This window comes from Citrobacter braakii (assembly GCF_009648935.1).
In the GTDB taxonomy this organism is placed as follows: domain Bacteria; phylum Pseudomonadota; class Gammaproteobacteria; order Enterobacterales; family Enterobacteriaceae; genus Citrobacter; species Citrobacter braakii.
This window is the reverse complement of sequence record NZ_CP045771.1, coordinates 1,231,021-1,244,479: the sequence shown is the minus strand read 5'-3', so window position 1 is coordinate 1,244,479 and position 13,459 is coordinate 1,231,021. Positions and strand designations below refer to the sequence as shown.

At 53.9% G+C, this 13,459-nt stretch carries 10 protein-coding genes and 1 riboswitch; of the genes, 4 read left to right on the top strand and 6 right to left on the bottom strand.

The window, feature by feature from the left end; translation table 11 throughout:
* Nucleotides 1-45: 45 nt before the first annotated feature.
* Genes GFC06_RS05690 through GFC06_RS05680 form a run of 3 tightly spaced genes read right to left on the bottom strand, consistent with a single transcriptional unit; the run spans nt 46 to nt 4,981 of the window.
* Nucleotides 46-1,170, bottom strand: coding sequence for an ABC transporter permease (locus GFC06_RS05690; RefSeq protein WP_153689930.1), 1,125 nt, complete (start codon nt 1,168-1,170; stop codon nt 46-48).
* Nucleotides 1,170-3,917, bottom strand: a complete 2,748-nt coding sequence (gene rbbA, locus GFC06_RS05685) for a ribosome-associated ATPase/putative transporter RbbA (protein ID WP_153689929.1) — start codon at nt 3,915-3,917, stop codon at nt 1,170-1,172. The genes GFC06_RS05690 and rbbA overlap by 1 nt, the downstream gene beginning before the upstream one ends.
* Nucleotides 3,914-4,981 (bottom strand): HlyD family secretion protein, encoded by a 1,068-nt coding sequence (locus GFC06_RS05680; RefSeq protein ID WP_016157686.1) that lies wholly within the window; start codon nt 4,979-4,981, stop codon nt 3,914-3,916. Before GFC06_RS05680 ends, rbbA begins: the two co-directional genes overlap by 4 nt.
* Before the next feature lie 411 nt (nt 4,982-5,392).
* Nucleotides 5,393-5,576, top strand: a riboswitch (M-box (ykoK) riboswitch).
* A 55-nt stretch (nt 5,577-5,631) separates the two neighbouring features.
* On the opposite strand from GFC06_RS05680, the gene GFC06_RS05675 reads away from it, so the two are divergent.
* Nucleotides 5,632-6,645, top strand: a complete 1,014-nt coding sequence (locus GFC06_RS05675) for a magnesium transporter (RefSeq protein ID WP_016154873.1) — start codon at nt 5,632-5,634, stop codon at nt 6,643-6,645.
* Between the two features lie 38 nt (nt 6,646-6,683).
* Here the strand turns inward: GFC06_RS05675 and GFC06_RS05670 are convergent, their stop codons facing one another.
* The gene (locus GFC06_RS05670) at nt 6,684-7,877 is read right to left on the bottom strand and encodes a BaiN/RdsA family NAD(P)/FAD-dependent oxidoreductase (RefSeq protein ID WP_153689928.1); all 1,194 of its coding nucleotides are present in this window, start codon (nt 7,875-7,877) and stop codon (nt 6,684-6,686) included.
* 229 nt (nt 7,878-8,106) lie between these two features.
* On the opposite strand from GFC06_RS05670, the gene pitA reads away from it, so the two are divergent.
* Nucleotides 8,107-9,606: an inorganic phosphate transporter PitA gene (pitA, locus tag GFC06_RS05665; protein ID WP_153689927.1), complete on the top strand. Its 1,500-nt coding sequence runs from the start codon at nt 8,107-8,109 to the stop codon at nt 9,604-9,606.
* A gap of 64 nt (nt 9,607-9,670) precedes the next feature.
* Here pitA and uspB read toward each other — a convergent pair whose 3' ends face one another.
* Nucleotides 9,671-10,006 (bottom strand): universal stress protein UspB, encoded by a 336-nt coding sequence (gene uspB / locus GFC06_RS05660; RefSeq protein ID WP_003023371.1) that lies wholly within the window; start codon nt 10,004-10,006, stop codon nt 9,671-9,673.
* A gap of 393 nt (nt 10,007-10,399) precedes the next feature.
* On the opposite strand from uspB, the gene uspA reads away from it, so the two are divergent.
* Together uspA and dtpB are read left to right on the top strand one after the other, a co-directional pair.
* On the top strand, nt 10,400-10,837 hold the full coding sequence (uspA, locus tag GFC06_RS05655) for a universal stress protein UspA (RefSeq protein WP_003023368.1): 438 nt from the start codon (nt 10,400-10,402) through the stop codon (nt 10,835-10,837).
* Between the two features lie 281 nt (nt 10,838-11,118).
* Entirely contained in the window at nt 11,119-12,591 is a 1,473-nt protein-coding gene (dtpB, locus tag GFC06_RS05650; RefSeq protein WP_016157689.1) for a dipeptide/tripeptide permease DtpB, read from the top strand.
* 200 nt (nt 12,592-12,791) lie between these two features.
* Here dtpB and GFC06_RS05645 read toward each other — a convergent pair whose 3' ends face one another.
* Nucleotides 12,792-13,295 carry an RrF2 family transcriptional regulator gene (locus GFC06_RS05645; RefSeq protein ID WP_016154877.1) on the bottom strand — a complete coding sequence of 168 codons (504 nt, stop codon included), beginning with the start codon at nt 13,293-13,295 and terminating at the stop codon, nt 12,792-12,794.
* Nucleotides 13,296-13,459 lie beyond the last annotated feature (164 nt).

Here is a 13,459-nt window from a genome sequence, read left to right as displayed (position 1 = left end):
CGTTTGTAGGCCGGATAAGGCGCAGCCGCCATCCGGCAATAGTATTTACGCCATCGTGCCAATCGTCTTTCTGAAACGCAGCAGCGCTATCAGGAAGAACGTACTACCAATCGCCAGCAGCGTCAGGAACTGCGGCCAGACAATGTTAAACCCTGCGCCGCGGTAAAGAATCGCCTGCGCAAGGCTAACAAAATGGGTAGTCGGCATCGTCAGCATAATGTCCTGCACCGCCTGTGGCATGCTTTCACGCGGTGTAGAGCCGCCGGAGAGCATCTGTAACGGCAGCAGTACCAGAATCATCAGCAATCCCAGTTGTGGCATGGAGCGCGCCAGCGTGCCCATAAAAATGCCGATTGACGTGGTGGCGAACAGGCTCAGCGCCACTCCCAGCATAAACAGCGGTATCGAGCCTTCAATCGGTACGCCAAGCACCCCTTTTACCATCAGCATCAGCGATAGACCGGAAACCACCAGCACCACCAGCCCCATCGACCAGATTTTTGCCATCATGATTTCAAACGGCGTCACCGGCATCACCAGCAGGTGCTCAATGGTCCCGTGCTCACGCTCGCGAATCAGCGCCGACCCGGTAAGCACAATCGCCAGCATGGTGATGTTGTTGATAATCGCCATCACCGCGCCAAAGCGGGCAGGTTCCAGATTAGGGTTAAAGCGCATACGCATTTCCAGCGCCACCGGCAGCTCGCTGTTATCGCGGAAACGCGACACAAAGCTGTTCACCTCGCCACTGATGATATTCTGGATATAGCTGTTGCCGGTAAAGGCCTGGCTCATCCGCGTGGCATCGACGTTAACCTGAATATCCGGCTGCCGCCCAGCCAGTACATCGCGCTGAAAATCAGGCGGAATGTTCACAGCGAAGGTATAGCGCCCGGCATCCAGCCCGGCATCCATCTCATCGGCGGTAATCATCTCCGGCGGTAAAAACCACGGACGATAAAAACTGTTCACAATGCGATTCGACAACTGCGACTGGTCCATATCGGCAATGGCAATCGGCGCCAGGTGCAGCGACCCTGGCAGAACGGTCGCAGAAGAGTAAACCGAGACCGTGAAGGCGAAGACGATCAGCGTCAGCATCGCTTTGTCACCCAGCAGGCTGCGTAACTCTTTGATGCCGAGGTTATAAATATTCCGTAATCGGCGCATCACCCCTCCTGTTTTTTCAGCAGCAATACGCTCAGACCAATGACCACTGGAATGGCTACCGCCAGTGGAATAAACAGCGGCCAGAGATCGGTCAGATCCAGCGCTTTAGAGAACGTCCCGCGCGCGATGGTCAGAAAATGGCTGGTCGGGTAAATTTCGCCAATCCACCGTCCCGGCCCTTCCAGCGAGGCGACCGGGTCGATCATCCCGGAAAACTGCGTCGCCGGGATCAGCGTAATAATCGCCGTACCAAAAATGGCGGCGATCTGACTTTTCATAAACGTGGAAATTAACAATCCCAGCCCGGTGGCAATGGTGACGTACAGCAGCGCGGCCAGCGTCAGGGTCACAAAACTCCCCTTATGCGGGACGCCGAATACAAACACCGACAGCGCGCACAGCAGCAGGAAGTTCAGCATGCCCAGCACGATGTAAGGCAACTGTTTGCCGAGTAAAAACTCGCTGCGGGTAGTGGGCGTCACGTACAGGTTGATAATCGACCCCAGCTCTTTCTCACGCACCACGCTCAGAGCGCTGAGCATGGAGGGGATCATCATCAACAGCAGCGGGATCACCGCCGGAACAATCGCTGGCAGGCTTTTCACATCCGGGTTGTAACGATAGCGAGTTTCAATGGTCATCAGTCCGTTTTGCCCGCTGGTATTTGGCTGACGCGCCATCACATCCTGCAGCCAGGTCTGGTGCATCGCCTGCACGTAACCTCTGACCGTTTCCGCACGGCTCGGCATTGCGCCATCGACCCAGACGCCAATCTTCACCGGCGTTCCACGCGCGATATCGCGGCCAAAATTTGGCGGGATCTCTATGGCTACCGCGACTTCGCCCGAGCGCATCCGTTTGTCCAGCTCGTCATAACTGGTGAGCGGCGGCTGCTCGATAAAATAGCGCGATCCCGCCAGATTCAGCGTCCACGCCTGGCTGCTGACTGTCTGGTCACGATCGAGCACCGAAAAACGCAGGTTTTCCACATCCATGCTGATGCCGTAGCCCATGATCAGCATCAGGATCACCGTGCCCATCAGCGCCAACGTTGAACGTACCGGGTCACGTCGCAGCTCCAGCGCTTCGCGGCGGCTGTAGCTGAACAAGCGCCGCAGGCTAAATCCCTGGTGCGGCGGCTGACTGTTTTCATGCACTGCCGGGACATTGGCTGGCGGTAACTGAGCCTCCGGCGCCGGACCAGCCGCTTCCTGTAACCAGGAGATAAACGCCTCTTCCAGACTGGCGGCACCACGCTGTTTCACCAGCTCCTGCGGCGTACCGCTGGCCAGGACTTTTCCGGCGTGCATCAGCGACATACGGTCGCAGCGCTCCGCTTCGTTCATAAAATGGGTGGAGATAAAAATGGTCACTTTATCCTGACGCGACAGATCGACCATCAGTTGCCAGAACATGTCTCTCGCCACCGGATCGACCCCGGAGGTTGGTTCATCGAGAATGAGCATCTCCGGGCGATGGATCACCGCCACCGCCAGCGACAGGCGTTGACGGATCCCCAACGGCAGCGCGCCAGGCAACGCGTCTTCGACATCGGTCAGCGAAAAGCGCTGACTCATCTCTTGTACCCGCCCCGGGATTTCTGCTTCGGGGATATGGAACAACCGCGCGTGTAGCTCGAGGTTTTGCCGTACGGTCAGCTCGCTGTAGAGCGAAAACGCCTGCGACATATAGCCTACCCGGCGACGGGTATCGATATTCTTCGGGTCAACCGCTTGCCCAAACAGCCACGCCTCACCTTCACTTGCGGGTAGCAGCCCGGTGAGCATTTTCATGGTAGTGGATTTACCGCAGCCGTTGGAGCCGAGAAAACCGAAGATTTCCCCGCGCGGAATACGAAAGTTAACGTGGTCAACGGCCACGAACTTGCCGAAGCGCATGGTCAGATCTTTCGCCTCGATGGCAATCTCTTCCTGCTCAGCGTGATACGGCGGGATCACCACTGGCTTATGCGCCTGACGCTGGGCTTCGGGTAACAGCGCGATAAACGCCTGCTCAAGCGTGTCGGTGTTGGTTTTTTCGCGTAGCTGCTGCGCGCTCCCGGTGGCCAGCACCTCCCCGGCGTTCATCGCCACCAGCCAGTCAAAGCGCTCGGCTTCTTCCATGTAGGCGGTCGCAACCAGCACGCTCATGTTGGTCTGCCGCTGGCGAATGCTGTTAATCAGATCCCAGAACTGGGCGCGGGACAGCGGGTCGACCCCGGTGGTAGGTTCATCGAGAATTAACAGTTCCGGGTCATGGATTAACGCGCAGCACAGCCCCAGCTTTTGCTTCATCCCACCCGAGAGTTTCCCGGCCGGACGATCGCGAAACGGCGCCAGTCCGGTGCTGTTCAGCAGCTCGGTAATCCGCGCTTCGCGCTCCGCTTTGTCATGGCCAAACAGCCGGGCAAAGAAATCGACGTTCTCATACACCGACAGCGTGTGGTACAGGTTTTTCCCCAGCCCCTGCGGCATCCAGGCAATGCGCGGGCAGACATCCCGGCGATGTTTCGGGTCGCGCATATCGCCGCCCAGCACCATCACGTTACCGTGTTCAATGACACGCGCGCCGGAGATGAGCGACAGCAGGCTTGATTTTCCGACGCCATCCGGGCCAATCAGCCCCACCATACAGCGGGCGGGGATATCCAGCGTGATATTGTTCAGCGCTACCGTTTTCCCGTAATGCTGACTCACGCCGTCAAGGTGCGCCACGGGAGGAACGGGAACCAGCGCCAGATGCGTCATTGCGGCAACCTCACCATCAGGTCGTCAGGCCAGGCTCGATTTTCATCGATACGCACCCACGCCATGCCCGGCAGACCGGTTTTCACGTACTCGAGATGCTGCTGCAATAGCTCTGGCGGAATACGCGCTTTAACGCGGAACATCAGCTTCAGCCGCTCATCGCTGGTTTCGACCGTTTTCGGTGTGAACTGCGCGACGCTTGCCACAAAGCTGATGGTCGCCGGAACACGCAGATCCGGTGCGGCATCCAGCACCAGGCGCGCTTCGCCGCCAATCTTCAGTAAGCCAGCCTGTTCGGTAGGCAAGAAGAACGTCATGTAGACATCGCTGAGATCGACCATATTCAGGACGCGCCCGCCCGCAGAAAGCACCTCACCCGGTTCAGCTACGCGGTACTGCACGCGACCATCGCGCGGGGCTTTCAGCTCGCTGTCATCAATATCAGCCGCAATACGACGTTCGGTGGCCTGCGCGGCTTCTACGCGGGTTTGCGCCTGAATGATGCTGGTGCGAGCGGCTTCAATTGCGGCTTTTGCCGCTGAGACCTGCGCCTTTGCGGATTCCAGCGCCGCACGTGCGCTTTCTGCCGCGGCCCGATCGTCATCCAGTTGTTGCTCAGACACGGCCCCACGCTGGGATAGCGAACGGGAACGCACGTGGCGTTTAGAAACCGACTGCAGCTCCGCCTCGCGCTGTTTTACTACCGACTGCGCGGCGCGCATTTCACTTTGCCGCTGTTCCAGCAGCGCTCGCGCCGCCGCCACCGCGCTTTCGGCCTCTTTGATTTGCGCGATCGCTTCCAGCCGCTGCTCCTGCAGCACGCGAGTATCCATTTTCGCCAACACCTCGCCCTGACGAACGAACTGCCCTTCCGACACAAGGATCGTGTCAATTCGCCCGGCAATCTTGGTAGCAATATCCACTTCGGTGGCTTCAATTCTGCCGTTGCTGGCTGCGAACCCCTCCGGTATTCCGGCAGGACGGAGCATCCACCATGCTATCGCAGCCACCACGACCAGGATGCCCGCCCCCCACCACATCACATGACGCTTAAACTTATCCATATTCGACCCGCCGTAATCCCTGTTATCAAACGATGCGTGTCACAAAGCCCACTGAATAGCTATTCAGCGGGAGATTCCATCCGGGATGAGAAGGAATAAGAAACTATGGCCAGAGAGCGGACAGGCGCTAAGGCAACCTGCGCCGCGCAGGAAGTGAATGACGAAAATGCTGTGAAATCGGGTAGTAATGTTGTCATCATCAGCGTTCCTGGCCGGAAATGAAACACGCATACTCATAACTGCTGTCTATTGAATACTAACACCTGGATTCAATATGTCTATTCGGTTGTAGTTTCCACTTCAGCCCTATCGCGCTCTGGCACAGGGAATATTTCGTATATCAACGATTGATAAACATTCACAACTATAAACATAATCAATAATTAGACATCGCTATAATAGTGGCTCATTTACCGATCTCGTTATGGCGAGGCTCCTGTACAAATACAAGTTACCGCCCTGCTGGTATCGAGAGAGGCCACTCAGGGAAATACAGGCATCCATCGAATCAAGGTGTTGCCAAGGTAACTTCTGACGATTTCACCATCGGGCAGATACGTTGTTCAGTGCTAAAACCAGGACGTAGGGATCCGCCTGCGCTAACCCTGTCTTGTTCGCCCCTATGAGAGATTTTTATAGGGAATTACACCATGTCATCTATGCCACTCTGCGCCGCCCATCATCCTATGCCGGATTTCAATGGCGATGCTATCGCGCAATATATGCGCACCGATTTTATTACCCTGCCGGATCATCTCAGCGTGAACGGCGCTCGTGAATACTTTGTCTCCCAGCTCACAACGGATGATATTCCAGGCCAGGTCTTTGTTGTAGCTGGAAAAGCGCTGCGCGGGGTGTTATCCATCAAGCGCTTATTGCAGGAAAAAGATACATCGCTGAACATCAACCATCTTACGGACAGTTGTTTATTTCATGTAAAGCCAGATGATGAACGGGCACAGGTCGTTGCCGAGTTAGCCGAACGCGAACTCGATCTGGTGGCTGTCGTTGAGAAAGGTGAGCTGGTCGGTTGTCTGATGGAAAAAGAGATCGCTCATCTACAGGAAGATGATGTTACCGAAGATGTTCAGCTTCAGGGGGCAACGTTGCCGCTGGAAAAACCCTACCTGGAGATTAGCCCGTGGACATTGTGGAAAAAACGTTCTGTCTGGCTCCTGCTACTTTTTGTCGCAGAAGCCTATACCAGCAGCGTTCTTCAACATTTTGAAGAGGCGCTGGAATCTGCTATTGCACTGGCCTTTTTTATTCCACTATTAATTGGTACTGGCGGCAACAGCGGTACGCAGATCACCTCAACGCTGGTACGTTCAATGGCGCTGGGAGAAGTACGGCTGCGCGATATGGGTCGGGTGATCCGCAAAGAAGTTTCAACTTCGCTGCTGATCGCCCTGACGCTGGGTCTGGCAGGCTGCTTGCGCGCGTGGATGATGGGTATCGGAGTGGAAATCACGCTAATCGTCAGCCTGACGCTGGTTTGCATTACGCTGTGGAGCGCCGTGGTGTCATCAGTGATCCCCATGGTACTCAAGCGTATCGGCATTGATCCCGCCGTGGTTTCTGCCCCGTTTATCGCCACGCTTATCGACGGTACCGGGTTGATTATCTACTTTAAAATCGCCCAGTATTTTCTTGGTCTGAACTAATGATAACGCCCGGCAGCCCAGGTTGTCGGGCACCACGGTCAGGCAGGCGCCAAATCCTGCGCGCATGCCCAGGCGCTCGACCACGCCCACTGGAAGTTATAGCCGCCCAGCCAACCGGTGACGTCCATGACTTCGCCGATAAAGTAGAGTCCCGGCACTTTGCGCGCTTCCATCGTACGCGATGACAGCTCGTTGGTATCGACGCCGCCCAACGTGACTTCAGCGGTACGATACCCTTCCGTACCGTTCGGCTGCACCCGCCACTCGGTCAGCGTCTCAACCAGCGTTTGCTGATCGCGCACATTAAGCTGCTTCAGCGAGACATCCGGGATTTGCCCTAACTGCTGTAAACATTCCACCAGACGCTTTGGCAACTGCATTGCCAGGGTGTTCTTTAAGCTTTGATTAGGGTGTGCGCTACGTTGGTCATCGAGGAAGCTTGCGAGGTCAACATCCGGCAACAAATTAATGCTGACAAATTCACCTGGCTGCCAAAAACTGGAAATTTGCAGCACGGCCGGACCAGAAAGCCCGCGGTGCGTAAAGAGCAGGTTTTCACGAAATACGGTGCCGTCCTCGGCGGTGATAACGGAAGAGACGGATACGCCAGAGAGCACCTGAAGCTGCTCCAGTAGCGGCTTATGTAAGGTGAAAGGCACCAGACCTGCGCGCGTAGGCAAAACGTTCAGGCCGAACTGTTCCGCAATTTTATAACCAAACGGCGTCGCGCCCAGACCCGGCATAGAGAGACCACCGGAGGCAATAACCAGCTTTTTCGTGCCGACACTCATCCCATTCAATTCCAGGACAAAATCGTCACCATCTCGCTCAACGCTCAGGATTTCGCTACGTAACCGCATAGTTACGTTACCTTTTTCACACTCATCCACCAGCATATCGACTATTTGCTGGGCGGAATCATCGCAGAAAAGCTGGCCTAGCGTTTTTTCATGCCAGGCAATACCGTGCTTACCCACCAGATCGATAAAATCCCACTGTGTATAACGCGCCAGCGCCGATTTGCAAAAATGCGGGTTTTGACTCAAATACGCAGCCGGCTCGACATAAAGGTTGGTAAAGTTGCAGCGGCCCCCGCCAGACATGAGAATCTTGCGCCCGGGCTTTTTACCATTATCAATCAGCAGTACGCGACTACCTGCCTGTCCTGCCTGCGCGGCACAAAACATACCCGCTGCGCCAGCGCCTATAATAACGGTATCAAACCTTTCCACGTTGCGATCCTCTCTAAAAAGCGGGAGTGAATTGTAAAGATTCCTCAGTGGTCGCACCAGCACCAAACTACCGATAAAGGGTATTTATCTGAAATATATAGGATAATTCTTTAGTGGTGTAAAACAAAGCAGGAGACAAATCAAAAAAACTCTATATTTCACTTTGCCCGCGCCGCCAAAGTCACTGATAATGCGCCGCGTTCATGTCCTCAAAATGGCGTAACGTCCTATGCTACATTTGTTTGCTGGCCTGGATTTACATACCGGGCTTTTACTATTGCTTGCTCTGGCTTTCGTGCTGTTCTACGAAGCAATTAATGGCTTCCATGATACAGCCAATGCTGTCGCAACTGTGATCTATACCCGTGCAATGCGTTCGCAATTGGCGGTAGTCATGGCTGCGGTGTTCAACTTCTTTGGTGTTTTGCTGGGCGGTCTCAGCGTGGCGTATGCCATCGTGCATATGTTACCAACGGATCTGCTGCTTAATATGGGATCGTCACATGGCCTCGCCATGGTGTTCTCCATGTTGTTGGCGGCAATTATCTGGAACCTGGGTACCTGGTACTTTGGTCTGCCTGCATCCAGCTCCCATACGCTGATTGGCGCCATTATCGGTATTGGTTTAACCAATGCGCTGATGAACGGCACCTCGGTGGTGGATGCACTTAACATCCCGAAAGTTATCGGTATTTTTGCCTCGCTTATCATCTCACCCATTGTCGGTCTGGTGGTTGCAGGTGGTCTTATTTTCATTCTGCGTCGCTACTGGAGCGGTACGAAAAAACGTGCCCGTATCCACCTGACGCCGGCAGAACGTGAAAAGAAAGACGGAAAGAAAAAGCCGCCGTTCTGGACGCGTATTGCACTGATCCTCTCCGCTATCGGCGTGGCGTTCTCCCACGGCGCGAACGATGGTCAGAAAGGCATTGGTCTGGTGATGCTAGTGCTGATTGGCGTAGCGCCAGCAGGTTTCGTGGTGAATATGAATGCTTCCGGTTACGAAATTACCCGTACCCGCGATGCAATCAATAACGTCGAAGTCTTCTTCCAGCAGCGCCCTGACCTGCTTAAACAGGCCACAGGCGTAGACCAGCTGATTCCGTCCCCGACGGACGCGGCACCAGCGACGCCGACCGAGTTCCATTGCCACCCGGCGAATACCATCAACGCGCTGGAACGTGCGAAAGGTATGCTGGCGAACCTGGAAACCTACGACAGGTTAAGCGTCGAACAGCGTGGTCAGTTGCGCCGTATTATGCTGTGCATCTCTGATACCACCGATAAAGTGGTTAAGCTGCCTGGCGTAAGCGCTGACGATCAGCGTCTGCTGAAGAAACTGAAATCTGACATGCTGAGCACCATTGAGTACGCGCCTATCTGGATCATTATGGCCGTCGCACTGGCGCTGGGTATTGGTACGATGATTGGCTGGCGTCGCGTGGCAACCACTATCGGTGAGAAAATCGGTAAGAAAGGCATGACCTATGCCCAGGGGATGTCGGCGCAGATGACCGCCGCAGTCTCTATCGGTCTTGCCAGCTACACCGGTATGCCCGTTTCCACCACACACGTTCTCTCCTCTTCCGTTGCGGGAACGATGGTTGTTGATGGCGGCGGTTTGCAGCGTAAAACGGTGACCAGCATTCTGATGGCCTGGGTCTTCACCCTGCCAGCAGCAATTCTTCTTTCCGGCGGGCTGTACTGGCTCTCCCTGAAGCTTATCTAAGCGAATGCGCGGTAAAAAAGCGGGTCAGAAAACTGGCCCGCTTTTTTTGTATCTGTCGTTGAAATCAGTGCCAGATAATCAGCGCAACCATGCTGATTAGCACCAGGCCGCATAGCGCGCTGGTGAGAATGAACTGACCGCGAACCCGCTCACAGCGGCGAATAAATTCATCATCATGATGATCGCGGTAACGCTGAGCGTAGATATACCACACCAGACGCATCTGCTTGTTCGGTTGCCCATGCGAGGTAAAAAAGCCCCCTCCATCTACATACTGGTAAAGCAATGGATCGCAACCACGAAGTACTACTAGCAGTGCGCGTAGCGAAGAAAAATAGCGCGCCATATTAACAATGCAAACGACACATAAAGCCCAGAACAATGCAATGGTGCTTATCATACCCCCTCCCCGGCGACCCGCCCACGGAACTCCTTTCCGGGACTACCGCTCCCCGATACCCTGCCAAACCATTCAGTGAAGAGTACTGAAGAAACCGTTCGTATTAGTATCACGCATTCGAACGCCCCTCTAGATAGTGTAGGAGATTAGTTAATTTTTTTGCCAGAAGGTTAATCGCTATCAATGCAATTAACTAAAAAATTTGTTTAACTGCTTGGCAAGCAAGGCGGATTGACGGATTATTCTGGTCGCTATAATGTAAGGATAGTCCTTATATGGTACGTTTTTACGACTGGGCTAGCCCCGCGCACAAGGTTCGCAGGACGCGGATGACGCGGCGGCAGAGAAACGCCAGCAGGCTAGTCATCGACAACTTATGGAAGGAGTAACACTATGGCTTATAAACACATTCTTATCGCGGTTGATCTTTCTCCGGAAAGCAAAGTTCTGGTTGAAAAAGCGGTCTCTATGGCGCGGCCTTACAATGCTAAAGTTTCCCTTATCCACGTTGACGTAAACTATTCCGACCTGTACACCGGCCTTATCGACGTGAATCTGGGCGACATGCAGAAACGCATTTCTGAAGAAACCCACCACGCGTTAACTGAGCTGTCCACCAACGCAGGCTACCCTATCACCGAAACCCTGAGCGGTAGCGGCGACCTGGGTCAGGTTCTGGTTGATGCCATCAAAAAATACGACATGGACCTGGTCGTTTGTGGTCACCACCAGGATTTCTGGAGCAAACTGATGTCCTCCGCGCGCCAACTGATCAACACCGTCCACGTCGACATGTTGATTGTTCCGCTGCGTGACGACGAAGAAGCATAAAATGCTTGCCGCCGGGATATAGCCCGGCCTGCTGCAAGTAGTTAAGCCTGTAAACGCCCGCCTGTGCGGGCGTTTTTGTTTTTATCATTCGGACACAATTAGTACATCAATCCAACAAACAAATCATAATTAGTGTGATCAACTAATTGGATCGAAAACCATCTCTATAATACTCTACTCTCGCGGCCAATAGCCGCAGTCTATAACAAAATAAGACTTTTTCGGCGCGTTTAAGCATACGCGTTCATACTTTTCGGGATGGCTTTGAAAGGCGATGGAATATGAATAAAACTGCACCTACGGGCTTGCTGCAGCAACCTCGTCCGTTCTTCATGATCTTCTTTGTAGAATTATGGGAACGATTTGGCTATTACGGCGTTCAGGGCATCCTGGCGGTATTCTTTGTTAAGCAGCTAGGATTTTCACAGGAACAGGCATTTGTCACCTTTGGTGCCTTTGCTGCGCTGGTCTACGGCCTGATCTCGATCGGCGGCTACGTCGGCGACCACCTGTTAGGCACCAAGCGCACGCTGGTTCTCGGTGCCATTGTGCTGGCAATCGGCTACTTCATGACCGGGATGTCGCTGCTCAAGCCCGATCTGATCTTTATTGCTTTGGGTACCATTGCCGTCGGTAACGGGCTGTTTAAAGCCAACCCGGCAAGCCTGTTGTCAAAATGCTATCCACCAAAAGACGCCCGTCTGGACGGTGCTTTCACCCTGTTTTATATGTCGATTAACATCGGTTCGTTGCTGTCGCTGTCGCTGGCGCCGGTGATTGCCGATAAGTTTGGCTACGCGGTGACCTACAACCTGTGCGGGGCCGGGCTTATCGTCGCGCTGCTGGTCTACTTTGCCTGCCGTGGAATGGTAAAAAATATCGGTTCTGAGCCAGACCATAAGCCGCTGAATTTCCGTAATCTGCTGTACGTGCTGGCCGGTACGGTAGTGATGGTATTTGTCTGCGCCTGGCTGATGCACAACGTGCAGATTGCCAACCTGGTGCTGATCGTCTTGTCGATTGCCGTGACTATCATCTTCTTCCGTCAGGCATTCAAACTGGATAAAACCGGGCGCAACAAGATGTTCGTGGCCTTCATCCTGATGCTGGAAGCGGTTGTGTTCTACGTGCTGTACGCGCAGATGCCGACATCGCTGAACTTCTTTGCTATCAATAACGTGCACCATGAAATTCTCGGTTTCGCCATTAACCCAGTGAGCTTCCAGGCGCTGAACCCGTTCTGGGTGGTGCTGGCAAGTCCGGTATTGGCCGCGATCTATACCCGTCTGGGAAACAAAGGCAAAGACCTGACTATGCCGATGAAATTTACGCTCGGTATGTTCCTGTGCTCGTTGGGCTTCCTGACGGCCGCAGCTGCCGGGATGTGGTTTGCGGATGCGCAGGGGCTGACGTCGCCGTGGTTTATCGTGCTGGTATATCTGTTCCAGAGCCTGGGTGAACTGCTGATTAGTGCCCTGGGACTGGCGATGGTCGCCGCTCTCGTGCCGCAGCACCTGATGGGCTTTATTCTCGGGATGTGGTTCCTGACGCAAGCCGCCGCCTTCCTGATGGGCGGGTATGTCGCCACGTTTACTGCCGTACCGGAGAACATCACCGACCCGCTGCAAACGCTGCCTATTTACACCAACGTCTTCAGTAAGATAGGCCTGGTCACCCTGGCTGTCACGGTGGTGATGGCGATTATGGTGCCCTGGCTGAACCGAATGATTAATACGCCAGATAGCAGTAAATAAGCTTTTTTTAACATTAACCGCGAGTCACATCGCGGTTTTTTTTGCCTTTTAAGTCCTGCATTGTAAGAGTGTAGTTTATACAAACAGGTCATCATGAATGGACATGACCATGAACGATATTGCGTTGATTAAGACTTCAGTTTTATCACGCCAGCGGAAAACGCTTCTCACCGAGGATGAGCACCGGGCATTTTCAATCGCTACCCTTTGCGCGCGTTAATCCACTCCTGAACTTCGACCACAAAAGTGTCCGGCGCTTTGCGGTACATTTTGCGCGCCAAATCCAGAATCGTATGCTGACCGAGCGCTTCTTCCATTCGCTGCTGAGCCATATCCATTACCGAGCGCACACCACAAATGCCTTCACAGGCCCACTCCGGCGGATGCTCCTCAAATACCGCCAGCCGCTGGCGAATCTCACGACACTCAAAGATGCGCTTATCGCCATCAATGGCATTCACCACGTCCAGCACCGTAATGTGTTCAGCAGGTTTAGCCAACTGGAAACCGCCGCCCTTTCCCTCAATACTGCGCACCAGGCCCGCTTTCGATAAACGGGTGAAAATTTTCGCCAGGTAGTCGTACGGCACGCTTTGCAGCTCGGCAATTTCCCGCACGCTCATATCCCGCGCGTCGCCCTTGCTGTCGACCATACACATCAGGCTATGAATGCCGTACTCAACCCCGGAACTGTAAAATGCCATTCTCTTATCTCAGCCAAAATGAATCTGAGTTAATTGTAGCTTTTTCGTCTCATTCATTCCAGACAGCAGCACAACCCATATTTATATAAAAACTTTAATCATATATTTATCAAATAGATAATCAAACACCCTACGACATCAGGACAAAAAGGATCCTGATCGCA